At 69.4% G+C, this 20505-nt stretch carries 20 protein-coding genes; 5 read left to right on the top strand and 15 right to left on the bottom strand.

What is annotated here, in order from left to right; translation table 11 throughout:
• Positions 1 to 50: 50 nt before the first annotated feature.
• From AB0383_RS17850 to AB0383_RS17835, 4 genes are all read right to left on the bottom strand, one after another.
• Positions 51 to 308, bottom strand: a complete 258-nt coding sequence (locus tag AB0383_RS17850; protein WP_366187912.1) for a hypothetical protein — start codon at positions 306 to 308, stop codon at positions 51 to 53.
• Complete coding sequence (locus AB0383_RS17845) at positions 305 to 649, bottom strand: WhiB family transcriptional regulator (protein WP_255638685.1); 345 nt, start codon at positions 647 to 649, stop codon at positions 305 to 307. Before AB0383_RS17845 ends, AB0383_RS17850 begins: the two co-directional genes overlap by 4 nt.
• 154 nt (positions 650 to 803) lie before the next feature.
• Positions 804 to 1064, bottom strand: a complete 261-nt coding sequence (locus tag AB0383_RS17840; RefSeq protein WP_364180557.1) for a hypothetical protein — start codon at positions 1062 to 1064, stop codon at positions 804 to 806.
• A 210-nt stretch (positions 1065 to 1274) separates the two neighbouring features.
• On the bottom strand, positions 1275 to 3368 hold the full coding sequence (locus tag AB0383_RS17835) for an ATP-dependent DNA helicase UvrD2 (protein WP_366187911.1): 2094 nt from the start codon (positions 3366 to 3368) through the stop codon (positions 1275 to 1277).
• Positions 3369 to 3432: 64 nt separating this feature from the next.
• Here AB0383_RS17835 and AB0383_RS17830 point away from each other — a divergent pair, with 64 nt between their 5' ends.
• Positions 3433 to 4161 (top strand): DUF4191 domain-containing protein, encoded by a 729-nt coding sequence (locus tag AB0383_RS17830; RefSeq protein WP_220246559.1) that lies wholly within the window; start codon positions 3433 to 3435, stop codon positions 4159 to 4161.
• 64 nt (positions 4162 to 4225) lie between these two features.
• On the opposite strand, the gene AB0383_RS17825 is transcribed toward AB0383_RS17830, so the two are convergent.
• Entirely contained in the window at positions 4226 to 4711 is a 486-nt protein-coding gene (locus AB0383_RS17825; RefSeq protein ID WP_366187910.1) for an RDD family protein, read from the bottom strand.
• Positions 4712 to 4886: 175 nt separating this feature from the next.
• Between AB0383_RS17825 and glnA the strand changes: the two genes are divergently transcribed.
• Positions 4887 to 6311: a type I glutamate--ammonia ligase gene (glnA, locus tag AB0383_RS17820; RefSeq protein ID WP_364180551.1), complete on the top strand. Its 1425-nt coding sequence runs from the start codon at positions 4887 to 4889 to the stop codon at positions 6309 to 6311.
• 263 nt (positions 6312 to 6574) lie between these two features.
• Positions 6575 to 8707, top strand: a complete 2133-nt coding sequence (locus AB0383_RS17815; protein WP_366187909.1) for a hypothetical protein — start codon at positions 6575 to 6577, stop codon at positions 8705 to 8707.
• Between the two features lie 164 nt (positions 8708 to 8871).
• Here AB0383_RS17815 and AB0383_RS17810 read toward each other — a convergent pair whose 3' ends face one another.
• Genes AB0383_RS17810 through AB0383_RS17800 form a run of 3 tightly spaced genes read right to left on the bottom strand, consistent with a single transcriptional unit; the run spans position 8872 to position 12453 of the window.
• Positions 8872 to 11043 (bottom strand): xanthine dehydrogenase family protein molybdopterin-binding subunit, encoded by a 2172-nt coding sequence (locus AB0383_RS17810; RefSeq protein WP_366187908.1) that lies wholly within the window; start codon positions 11041 to 11043, stop codon positions 8872 to 8874.
• Complete coding sequence (locus AB0383_RS17805) at positions 11040 to 12002, bottom strand: xanthine dehydrogenase family protein subunit M (RefSeq protein ID WP_360588193.1); 963 nt, start codon at positions 12000 to 12002, stop codon at positions 11040 to 11042. Before AB0383_RS17805 ends, AB0383_RS17810 begins: the two co-directional genes overlap by 4 nt.
• Complete coding sequence (locus AB0383_RS17800; RefSeq protein ID WP_366187907.1) at positions 11989 to 12453, bottom strand: (2Fe-2S)-binding protein; 465 nt, start codon at positions 12451 to 12453, stop codon at positions 11989 to 11991. Before AB0383_RS17800 ends, AB0383_RS17805 begins: the two co-directional genes overlap by 14 nt.
• Before the next feature lie 216 nt (positions 12454 to 12669).
• Between AB0383_RS17800 and AB0383_RS17795 the strand changes: the two genes are divergently transcribed.
• Positions 12670 to 13236, top strand: a complete 567-nt coding sequence (locus tag AB0383_RS17795) for a TetR/AcrR family transcriptional regulator (protein ID WP_364180545.1) — start codon at positions 12670 to 12672, stop codon at positions 13234 to 13236.
• Positions 13237 to 13303: 67 nt separating this feature from the next.
• On the opposite strand, the gene AB0383_RS17790 is transcribed toward AB0383_RS17795, so the two are convergent.
• The 7 genes from AB0383_RS17790 to AB0383_RS17760 form a co-directional block, all read right to left on the bottom strand.
• Positions 13304 to 13492, bottom strand: a complete 189-nt coding sequence (locus AB0383_RS17790) for a hypothetical protein (protein WP_366187906.1) — start codon at positions 13490 to 13492, stop codon at positions 13304 to 13306.
• Positions 13489 to 13935, bottom strand: a complete 447-nt coding sequence (locus AB0383_RS17785) for a class I SAM-dependent methyltransferase (protein ID WP_366187905.1) — start codon at positions 13933 to 13935, stop codon at positions 13489 to 13491. The genes AB0383_RS17790 and AB0383_RS17785 overlap by 4 nt, the downstream gene beginning before the upstream one ends.
• Complete coding sequence (locus AB0383_RS17780; RefSeq protein ID WP_360588187.1) at positions 13932 to 14363, bottom strand: acyl-CoA thioesterase; 432 nt, start codon at positions 14361 to 14363, stop codon at positions 13932 to 13934. Before AB0383_RS17780 ends, AB0383_RS17785 begins: the two co-directional genes overlap by 4 nt.
• Before the next feature lie 26 nt (positions 14364 to 14389).
• Positions 14390 to 17365: a bifunctional [glutamine synthetase] adenylyltransferase/[glutamine synthetase]-adenylyl-L-tyrosine phosphorylase gene (locus tag AB0383_RS17775; protein WP_366187904.1), complete on the bottom strand. Its 2976-nt coding sequence runs from the start codon at positions 17363 to 17365 to the stop codon at positions 14390 to 14392.
• A gap of 55 nt (positions 17366 to 17420) precedes the next feature.
• Positions 17421 to 18551: an inorganic phosphate transporter gene (locus AB0383_RS17770; RefSeq protein ID WP_364180538.1), complete on the bottom strand. Its 1131-nt coding sequence runs from the start codon at positions 18549 to 18551 to the stop codon at positions 17421 to 17423.
• Between the two features lie 94 nt (positions 18552 to 18645).
• Entirely contained in the window at positions 18646 to 19395 is a 750-nt protein-coding gene (locus AB0383_RS17765) for a type 1 glutamine amidotransferase (RefSeq protein ID WP_366187903.1), read from the bottom strand.
• Positions 19392 to 19820, bottom strand: coding sequence for a rhodanese-like domain-containing protein (locus AB0383_RS17760; protein ID WP_364180535.1), 429 nt, complete (start codon positions 19818 to 19820; stop codon positions 19392 to 19394). The genes AB0383_RS17765 and AB0383_RS17760 overlap by 4 nt, the downstream gene beginning before the upstream one ends.
• 125 nt (positions 19821 to 19945) lie before the next feature.
• Between AB0383_RS17760 and AB0383_RS17755 the strand changes: the two genes are divergently transcribed.
• Positions 19946 to 20389: an Lrp/AsnC family transcriptional regulator gene (locus AB0383_RS17755; protein ID WP_366188071.1), complete on the top strand. Its 444-nt coding sequence runs from the start codon at positions 19946 to 19948 to the stop codon at positions 20387 to 20389.
• Positions 20390 to 20505 lie beyond the last annotated feature (116 nt).

The following is a 20505-nucleotide window of genomic DNA, read 5'->3' as shown; positions in this document are numbered from 1 at the left end:
AGGCCTCAAAGGTCTCAACGCTTCAGAGCCTCAACGACCCCGAAGATCACTCAGTCCTCAAACCTCTTCGAGCGATCCGCCGCCCAGCGGGCGAGGCGGGACCACCGGCGGGCGGCTCGGGCGCGGCGCCAGGGGCGCAGCGCTTGGGATTCTTGGTAGAAGTCCCGTATTCGGGCCCGGGACAGTTCTTCGTGAAGCAACATTTCGCTGGTCTCCTGAGTATCGAGCTGTTCGGGTAGCGGGTGTGCGCGGTCGGGTTCGCGGGTGCGCGCTTCGTAGTCGCGGATGGTGATGAGTTCGACGGTCATGCGGCGGCGCTCCGGGCTGCGGCGGCGGGCTCGAGGGCGGCGTTCTTGCGCGGGCGGCCACGGGGCCGCTTGCGCGCGATGACGGCACCGCGCTCGAAGATCTCGCCACCCCAGACGCCCCAAGGCTCGCGCCGGGCGAGGGCACCCGCGAGGCAGGCCTCGCGGACGGGGCAGTCGGCGCACAGGGCCTTGGCGCGCTCGAGCTCGGCGGGAGACTCGGCGAACCAGAGGTCGGCGTCGCGGGAACGGCAGGGCAGGTCGAGCTCAGGGGCGGCAACCCCGTCGAGCAGGTCGCCGATACCGAGGTCGAAGCCCTCGGCGAAGGCGATGGCGGACGACATTTCCGTGCTCCTTCTTGTCGTTTCGGTGGTTTTGGGACTGTCGATCGAACTGGACAACTTGTTCCTCGTGGGGGTTGTGCAGCCAAAAAAACACGAAGGCCGCGGATCCGGTTACCGGTTCCGCGGCCTTCGTGAGCCTCGTGTCCTGACTAGGTCAGGAACTTCGCTCCCGTATCGACAACGGAACACGGAACTGCTTGATGGTCGGCAGATCGACGTCAACCTGCGGGTACGCGCCAACGAGGGCGGCGTTGGCCAGGGTGACCTCAACCGCGGTCCACGTACGCTCGTCAATCCGACGGAATCCGCCGAAGTGGGCGCTCGTGGACACACCGGTACCCTGGCGCGAAGCGGGGATGAGACCGCAGCCGGACAGACCGGTGCCAGGGTTCGAGAGCATCATGTTGCTGATCATTTCACCGGCACCACCTTCCGCTGTCCGGACGTTCGCCACCCGAGGCGGCGCGCGTCATGTGAATCCCCAGACCGGGGGCTTCCCACCCGGGTACGAGCAGATTATTGCCCCTCGCACACCGGGGCAACTTATTTTCCCGAAAACTCTCCGAAGCTACGAAGATCGCCTGCGAGCAGCGGGTTCGCCGCACCGATCAGGGTGCGGACGCGGTCAAGACCGCATCGAGGCGCGAACCACGTCGAGCACCTCCGCGCCGAAGCGTTCGAGCTTCGTCGCGCCGATGCCGGAGATCGACACGAGCGCTCCGTCGTCGGTCGGTCGCTGTTCGGCGATGGCCATGAGTGTCGCGTCGGTGAACACCACGAACGCCGGCACCTTCAGCTCCCGCGAACGCTCGCCGCGCCACGTCTTCAGCTTCTCCAGCAGCCCTTCATCCACTGTGGACGGGCACTTCGAGCACCGCCCCAGCTTCACCTCGATCGTCTGCAGCAGCGGCCCGCCGCAGAGCCGGCAGCGCGCCGTCTTCGAACCCGGCGCCGACGACGTCTGCTGCGACCGCGCGACGCGGGCGGCCGGGTGGTCCTCCGGGATCAGCCCGTAGAGGAAGCGGCTGCGGCGACGGTTGCGCCGGCCACCCGGCGTACGCGACAGCGACCACGAGAGTGACAGGTGCTCCCGCGCCCGGGTGACGCCGACGTAGAACAGCCGCCGTTCCTCCTCGATCGCGGCTTCGTCGTCGCCCGCGTGGAGGATCGGCATGGTGCCCTCGGACAGGCCGACGAGGAACACCGCGTCCCACTCCAGGCCCTTCGCCGCGTGCAGTGACGCCAGCGTGACGCCCTCGACCGTCGGCGGATGCTGCGCCGCCGCGCGCTGCTCCAGCTCCGCGACGAGCCGCGGCAGGTCGGCGTCGGCGACGCTCGCCGCGAGCTCCTCGGCCAGCTCCACCAGCGCGAGCAGCGCGTCCCACCGCTCCTTCGCCGCACCGCCGGCGGGCGGCTGCTCGGTGAGCCCGACGCGCGCGAGCACCGACCGCACCGCCGTCACCAGGTCGAGCGACGTCGGATCGGCCGACGCCACCCGCAGCGCCGACATCGCCTGCCGCACCTCGGCGCGTGCGAAGAACCGCTCGCCGCCGCGCACGAGGTACGGGATGCCGGACTCGGACAGCGCCTGCTCGTAGGCCTCCGACTGCGCGTTCACGCGGAACAGGACAGCGATCTCGCTCGCCGACACTCCCCCGTCCAGCAGTTCGCGCACGCGCCGCGCGACCGCCGCCGCTTCGGCCGACTCGTCCTCGTACTCGGCGAAGCGCGGCTCGGGCCCCGGCGGCCGCTGGCCGACGAGCTTCAGCCGCGACCCCGCCGGACGCCCGCGCGCCGCGCCGATCACCCGGTTCGCCAGCCCGACGACCTCGGGCGTCGACCGGTAGTCGCGCTCGAGCCGCACGACGGTGGCCTCGGGGAAGCGTCGCGTGAACTCCAGCAGCGGCCGCGGCGAGGCGCCGCCGAAGGAGTAGATGGTCTGGTTGGCGTCGCCGACGACGGTGAGGTCGTCGCGGCCACCGAGCCACGCGTCGAGCAGGCGCTGCTGCAACGGCGTGACGTCCTGGTACTCGTCGACCACGAAGCAGCGGTAGCGATCGCGGAACTCGACGGCGACGGCTTCGTGTTCTTCGAGCACGGCGGTGGTGTGCAGGAGCAGGTCGTCGAAGTCGAGGACCTGCGCGGAGTTCTTGATCTCCTCGTACAGCCGGTAGACCTGCGCGACCTGCGCCACCGGCGCCGGGGTGTCGCGCTGCGTGCGCGCGGCGACGGCCGGGTAGTCGTCGGGCGAAACGAGCGAGGCCTTACTCCACTCGATCTCGCTCGCGAGGTCGCGCAGCACCTCCGTCTCCGTGCTCAGCCGCGCGCGCTGCGCGGCCTGCGCCACGAGCCGGAACTTGTTGTCGACGAGATCCCACGGCCGGTCGCCGACCACGCGCGGCCAGAAGTACCGCAGCTGCCGGCGCGCGGCGGCGTGGAAGGTGAGCGCCTGCGCGGCGTCGACGCCGAGTCCGCGTAGCCGCGTGCGCATCTCGCCCGCCGCGCGCGTGGTGAAGGTGACGGCGAGTACTTGCCCGGCGGAGACGTGACCTGCGCCGACCAGGTGCGCGATGCGGTGCGTGATCGTGCGCGTCTTGCCCGTGCCGGCGCCGGCGAGAACACAGACGGGCCCGCGCGGCGCGGAGGCGGCGGCTCGTTGCTCGGGATCCAGCCCGTCGAGCAGGCCCTGGCGACTCTTCGGAGACGATGCGCTTGCCACCCCTCGATCCTCGCAGAGGGGGCCGAGGGATTCGTGGCAGGGCACGCGGCCGTATCCTGGTCAGATGGCGGGAAAGCAGGACAAGGAAGCGGCCAAGCTGGCCAAGCAGGAGAAGCGCGCGGCCGGCAAGGCGCGGCGCGGGCAGCTCTTCGAGGCGTTCAAGATGCAACGCCGCGAAGACCCGATGCTGATTCCTTGGATGGCCGGCTCGATCGTGGTCGTCGCGGGCGTCCTGTTCGGTGTCGGGTTCATCTTCAACGTGCAGTGGGCGCTGCTGCCGCTGGGCATCGTGCTGGGCGTGCTGCTCGCGGTGATCATCTTCGGCCGTCGCGTGCAGAAGACCGTGTACACGAAGGCCGACGGCCAGCCCGGCGCCGGCGCGTGGGCGCTGGAGAACATGCGCGGCAGCTGGCGCGTGACGCCGACCGTCGCCGCGACCACGCAGCTCGACGCCGTGCACCGCGTGCTCGGCGCGCCCGGCGTGATCCTCGTGGCCGAGGGCGCGCCGCACCGCGTGAAGGCCCTGCTCTCGCAGGAGAAGAAGCGGGTGTCGCGCCTGATCGGCGACACCCCGATCTACGACTACACCATCGGCAACAGCGAGAACGAGATCCCGCTCAAGAAGCTGCAGAGCACGCTGATGAAGCTGCCGCGCAACCTCAAGCCGCCGCAGGTCGACGCACTGGAGGCCAAGCTCGCGGCGCTCGGCAACCGCGGCGCGGCGATGCCGAAGGGCCCGATGCCGGCCGGCGCGAAGATGCGCAACGTGCAGCGGACGATCCGCCGACGCTGACCCTCTTACCGCTGAAAAGGCCTCCCGCTCGCGCTGAGCAGGAGGCCTTTTTGTTCGGGGACGGTCAGCGCATCCGGATCACGACGGTGCCGGTCACGCGGTCGAGCCAGCTGCGGCCGTCGGTGTTGCGGACGAGGGCGGGCACGATCACGACCGTCAGCACCATTCGCAACACCGCGCGCCAGGGGCCGACCATCGTGGCGCCGTCGAGGCGCGCGACGCGCACGCCCACGGCGCCCATGCCCGGCGTGAAGCCGAAGAACATCGCCGGCACGGTCGTGATGACGGCCCAGACGACGCCGGCCCACCGGTTGAACGTCTGCATCGCGGCGACGTCCTGCACGTCGTAGCGCACGAAAAGCGTGGTGATCAGGCCCGCGAGGACCAGGTCGATGACCAGCGCCAACAGCCGCGACCCGAAGCCGGCGACGGAGCCGACGCCCGATTCGGGCAGACCGAACGTTTCACCGGGCCACTTCGGCGCGGTTCGGTTTTCCGAGCCCGGGCCGCTGCCAGTCCCGGGGAGCCATTCGCCCGTCCATCTCGCCACCCGTCCAGGGTATGCCGGTGGCGCACACCACATCCGCCCTGGTCGGATGGCGCGTGTCACGCCACCCGTTAACGTGTGTGAAACATACGGGTGACGGTCGGGCAACACCGCACTCTTAGCGTGAGCCGAAGAGAGTACTGCCGAGCGAGCTCGATCGAAGAAGGAGTCACCGAGGGTGCCCACTACTCCAGACGACATCCAGCGCCTGATCGCCGACGAGAAGGTGGAGTCCATCGACGTCAGGTTCTGCGACCTGCCGGGCGTGATGCAGCACTTCACGGTGCCCGCGAAGGCCTTCGACCTCGAAGCCTACGAGGAAGGCCTCGCCTTCGACGGCTCGTCCGTCCGCGGCTTCCAGTCGATCCACGAGTCCGACATGCTGCTGCTGCCGGACCCCGAGACCGCGCGCATCGACCCGTTCCGCAAGGCGAAGACGCTCTCGCTGAACTTCTTCGTGCACGACCCGTTCACGCGTGAGGCCTACAGCCGCGACCCGCGCAACATCGCGCGCAAGGCCGAGCAGTACATCGCCGAGTACGGCGTGGCCGACAACGTGTACTTCGGCCCGGAGGCGGAGTTCTACATCTTCGACTCCGTGCGCTTCGACTCGGCCGAGCACGCGTCGTTCCACGAGATCGACTCCGTCGAGGGCTGGTGGAACACCGGCACCGACGAGGTCGGCGGCAACCAGGGCTACAAGACGAAGTTCAAGGGCGGCTACTTCCCCGTCCCGCCGGTCGACCACTTCGCCGACCTGCGTGACGACATCGTCCGCCAGCTGCAGGGCTCCGGCTTCGAGATCGAGCGCGCGCACCACGAGGTGGGCACCGCCGGCCAGACGGAGATCAACTACAAGTTCAACACGCTGCTGCACGCTGCCGACGACCTGCAGCTGTTCAAGTACATCGTGAAGAACACCGTGTTCGCCGCCGGCAAGACCGCGACGTTCATGCCGAAGCCGCTCGCCGGCGACAACGGCTCGGGCATGCACTGCCACCAGTCGCTGTGGAAGGACGGCCTGCCGCTGTTCCACGACGAGTCCGGCTACGCGGGCCTGTCCGACACGGCGCGCCACTACATCGGCGGCCTGCTCAAGCACGCGCCGAGCCTGCTGGCCTTCACGAACCCGACGGTGAACTCGTACCACCGCCTCGTGCCGGGCTTCGAGGCCCCGGTTTCGCTGGTGTACTCGCAGCGCAACCGTTCGGCGTGTGTCCGCATCCCCATCACGGGCAACAACCCGAAGGCCAAGCGCGCCGAGTTCCGCTGCCCGGACTCGTCGGGCAACCCGTACCTGGCCTTCTCCGCGATGATGATGGCCGGCCTCGACGGCATCAAGAACAAGATCGAGCCGCCGGAGCCCATCGACAAGGACCTCTACGAGCTCCCGCCCGAGGAGGCCAAGAACGTCAAGCTCGTTCCCGGCGACCTCGGCACGGTCCTCGACACCCTGGAAGCCGACCACGACTTCCTGCTCGAGGGCGGCGTCTTCACGCCCGACGTGATCGACACCTGGATCTCCTACAAGCGCGAAAACGAAATCGACCCGCTGCGGCTGCGTCCGCACCCGTACGAGTTCTCGCTCTACTACGACGTGTGATCCTGGAAGTCCGCACAATGTCCTGACCAGCGGAAACGCTGGCAGGCCACTTCCCAGGCCGTCTGAACGCGAAGTCATGGCCCGCCGACGCTCCGTCGGCGGGCCATGACTTTTTCGCTGTCACGACGCGAACGCCGAGCGCTTCAGGGGACTTCCTCCACGATGCCGCGTGCCACTGCTGCTCCTTCGCGATGGGTCGGGGCTCAGCCCCTAGGCTGTGCTTGTGCTCGCTTTGGACACGTTCGACCTCGGTGAGATCGCGGATGCCCGCTTTCCGCCGCTTCAAAGACCAGCCGTACAGCGACTATCCCGAACTTCCTTCCTTTGGCACGCCTTCCGCGACGTGCAGCGAGGACCGTGAGACCGCGATGCGCACGTATTTCGAGCTTGAAGACACCGACGCGTTCGAAGCGGCCAAGGCGCTGCTGATACGTCGCTGCGCGGCCTGGGCAGAGCACGAGGACGTCGATCCGGTGGCGCTGGAAGCGGCGTTGGAGTTCCGGCACTACAGCGTCGACGGACGCCTGGGGTACTGGACCACCGGCCTGGTCGAGGAATTTCTGCTGTCGCACACGCCTCGAACGCTGTCGGCCACCCCAGAGGACTCGGCCCATGTCCCGGAAGGCCTGCGGCTACTTCTGCGTTATCTGCACGCGACCGGACTGGCCGACCCGACCGGTGATCCACTGGCGGATCTCGAGGCGGCTGTGACGAAAGCCGGCGCCGAATTCGCTGCGGCAATGGCCGATGAACGCAACTTCGGCGTGTCCAAATTCTGGGTGATGAACGCGTTCCGGCACGGAATCGATCCCGCTGACGAAACCGCCATGGAGAGCTTCGTCAACGAGGTCCGCGAGGGCCGGGTCGACTACGACGACGAGGTGCTCAGCGAGATCGCCGCGCGACACGTCCTCGCCGGTGACAGCCGGCCCGAACGAGCAATGGCGCAGCTTCCGGTATCGCTTCCCCCCGATGCAGAACTCGCGGCAGCCGCCGAGCAGACGCCGGTCGTCACCTGGTTGCGCACATTGGTCGAATGGGCTGGCAACGGACGAGCGCTGACACCGACCGGCAACCTCAAACTGGCTGATGCACGCGAGCTCGTGACACTGCTGGACACCGGCGACGAGCTCGATCCGAGGATCGGGGACCGGACCTATCGGACCCAGAGCAGCGCCGATCTGCCCGTCTTGGCCAGTCTGGTCGAGCTCGCCAAGAAGATCCGCGTAGTCCGGGTGATCAAGGGCAAGCTGGTACGGGTGGAGAAGAACGCGCGGCTGCTGCGCGAAGGCCTGGCACTCTGGACCGCAGCGTTCGACGCACTACCCTCCTCCGACCTCGTCAGGCGCGGGCGTGGCTGGGTACCCGAGTACACCTTCATGCTCGGCAGCATCATCGACGAAGTGCTACCCGACGTCCTCAACACCCTCTACAGCTTTCCCGAACCGATTCCGGTGGTCCGGCTCGAAGAGAGCGTCTGGCTGTCGTTTGGCGAAGCGTTCTACCTCGACGAGCTGGATGAGACGACCGAGACGGCGTGGCGCGAGGGAGTCCTCGCGGACCTGCGCCGGCTGTTTACCACGCTCGCCGACTTCGGTGCGGTCAAACTCACGACCGGTGACCCCGATCCAATTTTCGGCGCGGACCTCGGACGGGACGGACCTGACGTGTTCCCGCCGGATGCAGCCGATCGCCTGCGGTCCGCGCTCTCCGCCGGCGCCGTGGACCTGATGACCCTGACGCCACTCGCCGCTCGGGCGGTACGCACCCGCCTGGTTGAAGCGGGCCGCCACGCGCCGCTGGTCGGGGAGCTGTCCAACGCCGAACCCGCCGGGCTGCTGGGTGCGCTCACCGAGCACTACACCCCGGAGACGGCGGAAGCGGAACTCGCCGGATGGCTGGACACCCACGGTGGTCTGGAGCGTGGTCTGTCTCTGCTGCTGGACGCCATCCGCAACTGCCCATTCCGTTCGCGCGCAGGCGCAACGCTCGACGTGTTGACCCAGGCCATTCCCGACGGTTCCACGTTCCTGCGGGGTCTGCGTCAGGACCGGCAGCTGGGCCCGATCGTCGTGCAGATCCTCGTCGGCAACGGAGAGCTCGCGGTGGAGGAGCTCAGCGACGAGGAAAGACTGTGTGCCATGGCTGAGCAGTTCATCCTCCTGCTTGAGGTCGGCGGCCCCGACGCCATTGCCGACGCCCTCGCCGCGATCCCTCCCGACGAGGCTCGCAGCCTGACTGCGGAACTGCTGGCCTGCGGCCATCCGAACGAGCCCGGGATAGCGGAGCTGCGGGAGATATTCACCAAACGGCGGTCTGGGCTTGCGACTGTGCACCCGCTGGCCGGAATGCCACGGCCGTCTCGAAAGGTCCGGGGGAAGCGGAAGAGCCGGTGACGTTGAGGGCGTTCGGCCACAAAGGAGCAGGTCCGCGCGGCGGAGTCGCTGTACCGCGACGTGTGCTGGGCGGCCCTGAACCGACGGCCCCATAGAACGCGCGGGACGGCGGCCGAGGGGAAACCCCAGCCGCCGTCCCGATTTTCACGCCCCCGCCGAAAAGCTCAGTCCACCAGCAGGTCCTCCACCATGATCGGGATGTGGCGGACCCGCACGCCGGTCGCGTTGTAGATGGCGTTGGCGATGGCGGCGGCGACGCCGACGGTGGCGATTTCGCCGATGCCGCGGGCGCCGACGGCGTTGTGGAAGGTGTCGGGGTACTGGACGAAGTGGACGTCGATGTCGGGGATGTCGGCGTTGACCGGCAGGAGGTAGCTCGCGAAGTCGCCCGTGGCGAAGCGGCCCCAGGTGTCCAGCTCGAGAGCCTCGTGCAGCGCCGCGGAGACGCCCCAGATCATGCCGCCCTTGATTTGGCTGCGGGCGAGCTTGTCGTTGATGATACGGCCGCCGTCGAAGACGCCCAGGAGGCGCGAGACGCGGGCCTCGCCGGTGAGGCGGTGGACGCGGACCTCGCAGAACTGGGCGCCGAACGAGCTGAACGAGTGTTTGGTCAGCTCCTCGCCCGGCGCTGAGGAACCCGTGGCGGACAAGGAATCCCGGCCGACGGCGCGCAGCAGTGAGCCGAAGGGCATGGTGTCCGTGTCGCTGTGGATGTGGCCGTCGGCGTAGGTCACCTCTTGGCCCGCGAAGGGGGCGCCCGGCGCGGAAGCCAGAGCCAGCAGCGCGTCGAGGACCTCGCTCGCCGCGAGCATGATGGCGGTGCCGACGCTGGCCGTCGCCGTGGAGCCGCCGGACATGCCGCCCGGGGGGAGCTTGGAGTCGCCCAGCCGAGGGGTGATCCGGGACGGCACGAGGTCCAGCGATTCCGCGCCGACCGACGACATCACGTTCAGCAGGCCCGTTCCCGGGTCGGCGCCGCTGGTGGCGACCTCGGCGGTGCCGTCCGCGTTAAGGGTGATGCCGACCGTCGCGGGGAAGCGCAGGGCGGGGAACATCGCCGTCGCCATGCCGACGCCGACCAGCCAGTCGCCGTCGACGCGGCCCTGCGGCCGCGGAGACCAGCCGAACTCGCGCGCACCGACGGCGAAGCACTCGTCGAGGTGTTTGCTCGACCACTGCAGGTCTTTGCCGGGTGGGGCGAGCGAGCTGTTGCGCACGCGCAGCTCGATCGGGTCCATGCCCAGCGCCACGGCCAGCTCGTCCATCGCGCTCTCCAGCGCGAACGAGCCCGGCGCCTCACCCGGCGCGCGCATGAACGTGGTCGGCGGGATGTTGAGCGGCACCATCTTCTGGCTGATGGACAGGTTCTTCGTGGCGTACCACTCGCGCGAGGTGCCGTGCGAGGTCGGCTCCACGAACGACCGGTCCATCGCCGTGCTGGACCACGAGTCGTGGCGCAGGCCGAGGATCGTGCCGTCGGCGTCGGCGCCGATGGTGACCTTCTGCAGCGTCGCGGCTCGCGTGGCCGTCGCCGTGAAGACCTGCTCGCGCGTCAGCGCCGCCTTCACCGGCCGGCCCAGCTCCTTCGCCGCCGCGGCCGCGAGGAACGCGGGCGTGGACGTGCGCCCCTTGCCGCCGAACGCGCCGCCGACGTAGGGGTTGATCACGTGCACGGCCGAGACGTCGAGGGCGAGCGCGCCGGCGAGCTCCATGGCGATGAGGTTGCTGCCCTGGTTGCCGGTGTAGACCGTGAGCTCGCCGTCGTCCCACACCGCGACGGCCGAGTGCGGCTCCATCGCGGCGTGGTTCTGCGTGGCCGTGCGATAAGCGTGGTCCACCACGAACGGCGCGGCGGCGAACACGTCCTCAATGGACTCGACGTCGTCGGCCAGCACCTCGATCTGAGGCGGGTTCCCGCGCGACTCCGGCGCGTCCTCGGCCGAGGCGAGCCCTTCGTCGAACGAAACCAGCGCCGGCTTCTCGTCGTACGTGACGTCCACCAGCATGGCCGCGTCGCGCGCCTGCTCGAACGACTCCGCGACGACGAACCCGATCGGCTGCCCGTAGTAGTCGACGTCGGTGTTGCGCAGCGGCACCCAGGTCTCGCCCATGATCGGCGACACCGGCGGCGTGCGCAGGTCCAACCGGTCGAACGGCGTGTAGACGGCGAGGACGCCCGGCGCCTTCTTCGCCGCATCGGAGTCCATGCTCTCGACCTGGCCGTGGGCCACAGTGCTGACCACGACGTAGCCGTAGGCCATGCCCGGGAAGTTGTGGTCCATCGCGTACTTCGCGCGCCCGGTGACCTTCAACGGCGCGTCGAGCCTGTCAGTCATCGACGGCTCCCTTCGGTCAGCTCCAGCAGCGCGCGCACGACGGTGCGCTTCACCAGGGACACCTTGAACGAGTTGAACGCCAGCGGCCGCGCGCCTTCCGCGGCCAGAGAAGCTGCCTGCTCGAACGACTCCTGCGTGACAGGCTTGCCCCGCAACGCTTCCTCCACCGCCGTGAGCCGCCACGGAACGGTCGCCACCCCACCGACGGCCACCCGCGCGTCGGCGATCACGCCATCCCGCACGTCCAGCGCCACCGCCGCCGACGCCAACGCGAACTCGTACGACTGGCGGTCGCGAACCTTGACGTAGGTGGAGTTTTCGGCCCAGTCCAGCCGCGGCACGCGCACCTCGGTGATCAGCTCGCCGGGGCGCAGGTCGTTCTCCACGTCCGGTGTTTCGCCTGGTGTGCGGTAGAAATCGGTGAGCTTCACCGTGCGCTTGCCGGTCTTGCCGGTGAGTTCCACCTCGGCATCCAGCGCGACGAGCGCCACCGCGACGTCGCTGGCGTGTGTCGCCACGCAGGAGTCGCTGGTGCCGAGGATCGCGTGCATGCGGTTGACGCCCGCCAGCGCGGAGCAACCGCTGCCCGGGTCGCGCCGGTTGCACGGCATAGTGACGTCGCGGAAGTACGAGCACCGCGTGCGCTGCATCAGGTTGCCCCCGATGCTGGCCATGTTCCGCAGCTGCTGCGAAGCACTCAGCAGCAGCGCGCGCGAGATCGCCGGGTACACGCCGGGGTGCGCGGCGATGTCGCCCATTCGTTCCAGAGCCCCGAAACGCAGGCCGTCAGTGGTGTCGATGCCGCGCAGCGGGAGGTCGTTGATGTCCAGCACCCGCTGCGGGGTGAGGACGTCGAGCTTCATCAGGTCGACGAGCGTGGTGCCGCCGGCGAGGAAGGTTCCGGACGCGTCGAGCGCGTCTTCGACAGTGGTGGGCGCGGTCAGCTCAAACGGTCGCATCGGCCCGCCTTGCCTGCTCGGCGGCCTGCTCGACTGCGGCCACGATGTTCGGGTACGCCGAACAGCGGCACAGGTTGCCGGACATGTACTCGCGGACGTCCGCGATGTCGTCGCGCACGGCGGCGACGGCCGACATCACCTGCCCGGACGTGCAGAAGCCGCACTGCAACGCGTCCTGGTCCACGAACGCCTGTTGCACGGGATGCAATCCGTCCTCAGTGGACAGACCTTCGACCGTGGTGACCGGCCTGCGCACGGTGGCCGCGAGGGTGAGGCACGACAGGACGGGTTTGCCGTCGACGTGCACGGTGCAGGCGCCGCACTGGCCGCGGTCACAGCCCTTCTTGGGGCCGGTCACGTCCAGGCGTTCGCGCAACGCGTCGAGCAGCGTGACGCCGGGTTCGACGGCGAGCTGTTCGACGCGTCCATTGATTTCGAGGGAGATGTCCACTGGAACTCTTTCCCGCAGGATGGGGTTGTGGTGGGAGAAGCCGGCCACTCGGAACGCGAGCGCCGGGTACGCTAGCGGATAGTCATCCGCTCAGACTCGCGTTTCGAGGTTATCGGATTACTATCCGCTTCGCAACGAGGTGCAGGTCCTGGAGCTGCTCCAAGCCCTGCACTACAGTCCTGAGCAGGGAAGACGCCGGCTGGAACGGGAGGAACGATGTCGACGGGATCGGTCAGCCCGCGACGTGCGGACACCCGGCGCAACCACGAGCGCATCCTCGCCGTCGCGGCCCAGTCGCTCGCGTGCTCGGGCGAGGTCTCGTTCAACGCCATCGCGAAGCAGGCCGAAGTCGGCGTCGGCACCGTGTACCGCCACTTCCCCACCGTGGCCGACCTCATCCTCGCCGTGTACGAGCGGGAGGTGTGCCAGCTCGTGAACGTCGTGCCGACGCTGCTGGAGCGGTGCCCGCCGGAACAAGCGTTCCGCGTGTGGGCGAGCGAGCACCTCGCGCACTACCTGATCACCAAACGCGGCCTCGCCACGGCCTTGCGCGCGGCCTCGAGCAGCGCCCAACTGCCGGCCCACGCGTACAAATCCCTGGTCGACGCCCTCGACACCCTGCTGAAGGCCAACATCGCCGCCGGCACCGTCCGCCCGGACATCTCGGTGGACACGGTGATGCGCGCCATGGCGGGCTTGCTGCTGCTCCGCCCGGACGAGGACTGGAAGGCGGCCACGGAAAGTCTCGTGGACTTCGTGTGGCGAGGGATGCGCGCGGACTGACGGCCGAGCTCAGCGACCGCAAATCCGCAGTGCCGGCCGTAGTCGCGCCAAGCGAGGCACTCTTCAACTACTGGGACTGACCTGCCCGCGCGATGACCACCGCGACCGGAACTCGGGCGTCCGGGTCGAAGAGCGTCTCCGATTCGATGGTGAAGCCCGCGGTGCGCAGGAAAGCCGACATGGTGGCGGGCCGGCGGCGGTGGATGTGGACGTGCATGGGGTGGCCGCCGTAGCCGGAGGTTTTGCACGTGGTCACGTCGCCGAGTGGAAACCGACCAGGGCCACGCCGCCGGGGCGGAGGGCCCGGTGGAAATGGGTCAGAACCGTCGGCAGGACGGCGTCGGGAATGTGGATGAGGGACCAGAAGGCGAGGACGCCGCCCAGCGAACCGCTGGGGACGGGGAGGTCCGTCATCGAACCGACGGCGAACGGCACGCCGGTGTGGGCGCTGCGGGCGAAGGCGATCATCGCGGGTGAGAGGTCGAGGCCGAAGGCGTCGACGCCCAGGGTGCGCAGGTGGGCGGTGACCCAGCCGGGGCCGCAGCCGATGTCGGCGACGCGGCCGTCGGTGAGTTCCGCGAAGAGGCCCAGCAAGGAGCGCAAGTGCGGCTTGCCGGCGAGGGTGTCGCGCAATTGGGCCGCGTAGCTGGGGGCGACGGTGTCGTAGGAGGCGCGGATATCCGACAGCCAGGAAGTCACTGCTCCCCCGTCGAGAGGACCTTGAGGTTCAGGCCGGCGCGTTCGAAGCGGCCGCGGGGGTCGTCGACGAGGCGGCGGGCCTCCAGATCCATCAGGCCTACCGTGCAGGTGATCTCGGCCGAGAGGGTGCCGTCGAGTTTGAGGATGCGGGAGGTCATCCAGAAGACCTTGCCGTCGCCGAAACGGGCGTCGCAGGTGACGTCGACGGTGTCGCCGCCGCGGAGTTCGCGGCGGTAGACGATGTGGGACTCCAGCAGGACCGGCGCGAGGTTTTCCTCGCGCAGCCGGGAATCGCCCGCGGATTCGAAGAGTTCGATGCGCGAGACCTCGCCGTAGGAGTGGTAGACGGCATGGTTGAGGTGGCCCAGCGAGTCGAGCTCGTAATGGCGCACCTTGATGCGGGTGCGGAACGGTTCGCGATCGGTCACGCGCCCACTCTAGATCTCGGTGAAAGCTAGGTCTCGTAGAACAGCTCCTCGACCACCGCGTGCGCGCGGCGTGTGACGCGGCGGTAGGTGTCGAGGAACTCGCCCGGGTCGTCGTCCACGGTGTAGCCGAACACGCGCGCCACGGCGGCCAGGTCCCGGCCCGAGCCGGGCACCTCGTCGACGGCCTTGCCGCGCACGAGCATCCCGGCGTTGCGCACGTGCGTGGCCAGCAGCCACGCCTCGCGCAGGTAGTCGACCGACTCCGCGGGCGCCAGACCCGTTTCCGCGAGCGCCGTCAAAGCGTCGAGCGTCGACGCGGTGCGCAGGCTCGGCTGCTCGTGTGCGTGCTGCAGCTGCAACAGCTGCACGGTCCACTCGACGTCGGCCAGCCCGCCGCGGCCGAGCTTGGTGTGGCGCGTCGGGTCGGCGCCGCGGGGCAGCCGCTCGGTTTCCACGCGCGCTTTGATGCGGCGGATCTCGCGGGCCTTCGTCGCGTCCAAGCCGCCCTCGGGGTAGCGGACGGGGTCGATCATCGTGATGAACCGCTCGCCCAGCTCCTCGTCGCCGGCGATGAACCGCGCGCGCAGCAGCGCCTGTGCCTCCCAGACCTCGCCCCAACGCTGGTAGTACGCGCGATACGACTCCAGCGTCCGGACCAGCGGCCCGCTGCGTCCCTCCGGCCGCAGGTCCGCGTCGACGACCAGCGCCGGGTCGGAGCTCGGCGCGCCCAGCATCTTGCGCACGGTCTCGGCCACCGACGAAGCGAACTTCACCGCGTCGGAGTCCGACACACCTTCCGCGGGCTCGCAGACGAACAGCACGTCGGCATCCGAGCCGTAGCCCAACTCCGCGCCGCCGAGCCGGCCCATGCCGATCACGGCGACGGTGGCCGGCGTGCGTCCCAGCTCCGCCTGCCGCTTCCGGTACGCCGCGGCCAGCGCACCCTGCAGCACGGCGACCCACACACTCGACAGCGCCTCGCACACGGCCGGAACGTCCAGCAACCCCAGCAAATCCGCACACGCCACGCGCAGCAACTCGTGCCGCCGCAACGAACGCGCTGCCGCCACCGCCGCGTTCAACCCGGGCTGACGCCGGACGGCCGCCCGCAACGACGTCGCCACCTCGGCCGGCTTCCGCCCCGTCAGCCGAGCCGGTTCTCCCAGCAGCTGCAACACTTCCGGCGCACGCACGAGCAGGTCGGGCACCAGCTTCGACGTGCCGAGCAGGAACGCGAGCCGCTCCACCACCGTGCCCTCGTCGCGCAGCACGCGCAGGTACCACGGCGTGTCCTCCAGCGCCTCGGACACCTTCCGGTACGACAGCAGCCCGCCGTCGGGATCCGGTGTGTCGGCGAGGAAATCGAGCAGCACGGGCAGCAGTGCCTGCTGGATCGCCGCGCGCCGCGACACGCCCGAAGTCAGCGCCTTGATGTGCTGCAGCGCGCCTTCCGGCGCCGCGTACCCGAGCGCGGCGAGCCGGCTCGCGGCCTGCTTTGTCGTGAGCCGCAACGCTTCCGTCGGCACGTTCGCCACCGACTGCAGCAGCGGACGGTAGAAGACCTTCTCGTGCAACCGCCGGATGCCCTGCGCGTGGCGGCGGAACTCGGCGAGCAGCTCCTGGCCCTGGCTCCGCCCGCGCACCGCGCGAATCCCGCACGCGCGCGCGAGGATGCGCAGCTCGTCGGTGTCGTTCGACTCCGGGAACAGATGCGTGCGCCGCAGCCGGCGCAGTTGCAGCCGGTGCTCGACGGTGCGCAGGAACTCGTACGAAGTCCCCATTTCGGCCGAGTCCGCGCGCCCGACGTATCCGCCCTCGCCCAGCGCCGCCAGAGCCTCCATTGTGGACGGTGAGCGCAGCTCGGGGTCCACGCGCCCGTGCACGAGCTGCAGCAGCTGCACAGCGAACTCGACGTCACGCAGCCCGCCGCGGCCCAGCTTCAGCTCGCGCTCGGCGTGCGCCGCGGAGACGTGGTCCTCCACGCGCCGGCGCATCTGCTGCACTTCGGTCACGAAGTTCTCGCGATCGGCGGCCGCCCACACCATCGGGGCGACCATCTCCGCGTATTCCTCGCCCAGCCCGGCATCACCTGCGACCGGGCGCGCTTTGAGCAGCGCCTGGTACTCCCAGGTCTTCGCCCACTTCTGGTAGTACGCCGTATGTCCCTCGAGCGTGCGCACGAGCGCGCCGCTCTTGCCCTCCGGTCGCAGCGCCGCGTCGACCTCGAAACACGCCTTGCCGACCACCCGCATCATCGTGCTGGCCAGCCGCGTCGCCACGCCGAGGTCGCCGGCGCCGACGAAGATCACGTCGACGTCGCTCACGTAGTTGAGCTCGCGCCCGCCGGTCTTGCCCATCGCGATCACGGCCAGCGCGCCCTCGGCACTCGCCCCAACCTCCTGTTCGGCCACGGCGAGGCCCGCCTTCAGCGCGGCCTCGGCCAGAAGCGTCAGCTGGTGGGTGATGTCCTTGAACGACGGGTGGTCGAGCCCCTCCTCCACGAGGTGCCCGAGGTCGACGGCCGCGATGCCGAGCAGCAGCCGCCGGTACGCCGTCCGCAGTGCCTGCTCGGCGGCCAGACCGGTGACGTACGTGCCGTCGTCCTGGCGCAGGTCGTCGCACAGCCGATCGGCGAACTGCTCGGGCACGGTGCAGCGGTGGTCGACAAGGCAGTGCCACTCGCCGGGGTTGGCGGCGAGGAAGTCGCCTAGCGCGGTGGACGTGCCGAGCACCCCGAGCAGGCGGCCGCGAAACGTCCGGTTGTCGCGCAGGGCCCGGTCCAGCTCGGGCCACGCGCCTTCGTCGGCCTCGCGGATGCGGTCGAGGCCCTGCAACGCGAGGTCCGGGTCGGCGGCGCGCGAGAGGGCCGCGAGCACGTCGGCGGTGCCCTCGACCGGTCCCGCGGCGTCCCACCAGCCCGCCGCACGCAACTGGGCGTCGGCCTTGTCGTCGGTGAAGCCGTACCGGGCCGCCGATGCGGCCGTCCGCGCGCGCTCTGCCATCTCCTTCACCGTAGCCGGATCCGCGTCGGCTGAGCAGGCAGGCACGCGTTCACTTTCAGGCGGCGAGGCGGTCGGGTTCCGTGTCGGCGGCCGAGGGCTCCGGCACCTGGAAGCTGTGCGCGGTGACGGGCCGGCGGCGTGAGAGCACGTAGATGCCGACGCCGATGGCGATGCCCACGACACCGACGCCGATGGTCCCCGCCGTGCCGAGCGACGCGAGCTTCCCCGCGGCCGCGCCGACGAGGGCGGCCGCCGGCAGCGTGAACAGCCAGGCCACGACCATGCGCCCGGCCATCCGCCAGCGCACCGGCGCCTCGCGACGGCCGACACCCGAGCCGACGATCCCGCCGGAGCACACGTGCGTGGTCGAGAGCGGGAAACCGAAGTGCGACGACAGCAGGATCACGGCGGCGCTGCTCGTCTGGGCGGCGAAGCCCTGCGGGCCTTCGATGTCGGTGAGGCCCTTGCCGAGCGTGTGCGTGATGCGCCAGCCGCCGAGGTACGTGCCGAGCGCGAGGGCCGACGCAGCGCTGATGATCACCCAGATCGGCGGCGCCGAGCCCGCGGGCAGGCCGCCGGCGCTGACCAGCGTCAGGGTGATCACGCCCATGGTCTTCTGGGCGTCGTTGGTGCCGTGCGCGAGGGAGACGAGCGACGCGGACAAGATCTGACCGACGCGGAAGCCGCGTCCGCCGCGCTTGCGGACGAACAGCTTGTAGACCAGATACGTGAAGCCGGCCGCCACCAGGCCGGCGATGATCGGCGACGCGGCGGCCGGCACGAGGACCTTGTCCACGATCTTGCCGAAGTGCACCGAGTCGGCGCCCGCCGAAACCCAGGTGGCGCCGATGAGGCCGCCGAACAGCGCGTGCGACGAACTCGACGGCAGGCCGACGTACCAGGTGACGAGGTTCCAGACGATCGCCCCGATCAGGCCGCCGAAGACGATCGACGGTCCGATCTTGGTGTCGTCGACGAGGCCGCTCGAGATCGTCTTCGCGACCTCCACCGACAGGAACGCACCGGCGAGGTTCAGCACCGCCGAGATGGCTACCGCGACCCGCGGTTTGAGCGCGCCCGTGGCGATGGAGGTAGCCATCGCGTTGGCCGTGTCGTGGAAGCCGTTGGTGAAGTCGAAGACGAGGGCCGTGCCGATGACGACGACGACCACTAGCGAGGGATCCACCCCGGTCCTCCATACCTACGGGAGCATCTCTCGCAAGGTACCCGACCGATCGAGTGAATCGTCAACGCTGCGTTAGTGATCCGTGCATCATCCGTTAAGCGAGCGGCAATGTGTGTTGACTCTCCGCCGCCGCGTCGAGCTCCCCGGCGGCCAATCGAACGAACCGGTGCGCGAACGGCCGCCAAGTCTCGGCGATGTCCGCGTGCACAGAGATCAGCCTCTCCGGCGTGAGCGCACCCGGTCGGGTGAGTTCCGCCATCTCGGGCTCGTCCTCGGCCCAGCGGCGCACGAGGTCCGGCGTCGTCTCGATGTGGAACTGCACGCCGTAGACGCAGCGCCGCAGGCGGAACGCCTGGTTTTGGTACAGCGGCGCGGACGCGAGCAGCTCGGCGCCGGGCGGGAGGCGCTTGATCACGTCGTTGTGGAACTGGATCACGTCCTGCATCAGCGGCAGGTCGGCGAACAGCGGGTCGGTCCAGGCGGCGTCCTTCTTGGAGACGAGCGCGGGGCCGACCTCGGGCCCGTCCTCGCCGACCACGACCTGGCCGCCGGTGGCCGCGGCGAGCAGCTGCGCGCCGAGGCAGATGCCGAGCGTCGGGAGCTGCTTGCCGGTGGCCTGGCCGAGCAGCTTGCGAACGTCGGCGAGCCACGGGTGGCGCTCGTCGTCCAGGGCACCCATGCCGCCGCCGAGGCAGACGACGCCCGCGTAGCCGTCGAGGTCGGCGGGCAGCTCGTGCTCCGGTGGGTTTCGGACCTCGAGCTCGGCGCCGGCCTCGGTCAGCCAGTCACCGAGCGGGCCGAGGGGGTCGCCGACGTCGGGTTGGATGATCAGCAGACGTGTCACCTCTCCAGGGTACGGAGTGGGGTGAGGTGCGCGGTCTCGGTGGGGTAGCCGGCGTTCTGCCACGTGGTGATGCCGCCGGAGAGACGCTTCGCCGTGAAGCCGAGGGCAGACAGGCGGAGCGCGCCCTGGGTGGCGGCGTTGCAGTGGATGCTTTCGCAGTAGCAGACGTAGACGAGGTTCTTGTCGAGGTCGCGGGTGCTGTCCTCGGTGATGTTCTTGTAGGGCAGGTGGATGGCACCGGGGATGCGCGCGCTCGCGTACGCCTCGGCCCCGCGGGTCTCGGCCAGGACGTACCCGTCGGTGCGGCCCGCGGCGAGGTCTTCTGCCAGGTCGACGGGGTCGACCTCGAAGCCGAGCTCGCGCCCGAAGTAGGTGACGGCTTGGTTCGGTGCCGGGGTCTCGAACTGGAGGATGCGGGGTTTCATGGGGTCAATCGTCGCTTGGCGCTGGGTGTTCGCCACAGAGCCGAACCCTGGTGATCGGGTTGGTTAGCCTGGGATTTCCTCGTTCGGGCCGCGCTCTGCCGGGAGTTTGTTCTGTGAACCATTTCGTGGACCTCGACACCGTCGACTGGCAGCTGATCGAACTCCTGCAGTCCGACGGCCGCCTCACGTTCTCCGAACTCGGCCGGCGGGTGTCGCTGTCCGCCCCCGCCGTGACGGAGCGAGTGCGCCGGCTCGAGCAGCGCGGGGTGATCACGGGTTATGCCGCTCGCATCGACGCGTCCAAGCTGGGCCTGCCGATCGAGGCGATGGTCCGCGTGCGCGTCCGCAGCCTCGACGGCCCACGGTTCCGCGCGACGATTCTGCCCCTGTCCGAGGTTGTCGCTGCCGACCACATCACGGGCGACGAATGCTGGCTGCTGCGCGTGCGCTGCCGTTCGACGGGCGAGCTGGAGACCTTCGTGGAGCGCGCCCAGCGCTACGGCGAGACGACGACTTCGCTGGTCTTCTCGTCTCCCGTGGTGAGCCGGCCGATCACCCGTCTTAGATGAGCCGGCCGGTCGAAAGGGTCTGGAAATAGAGTCAGGCCCCGGGAGAACCGTGAAGATTCTCGACCGGGGCCTACTCTAAGTAAGTTCGGCGGCGTCCTACTCTCCCACAACCCTTC

It is taken from the genome of Amycolatopsis sp. NPDC051373, from assembly GCF_040689465.1.
Lineage (GTDB): Bacteria > Actinomycetota > Actinomycetes > Mycobacteriales > Pseudonocardiaceae > Amycolatopsis.
The sequence above is the reverse complement of the archived record's forward strand: the minus strand, read 5'-3'. Positions and strand labels throughout refer to the sequence as shown.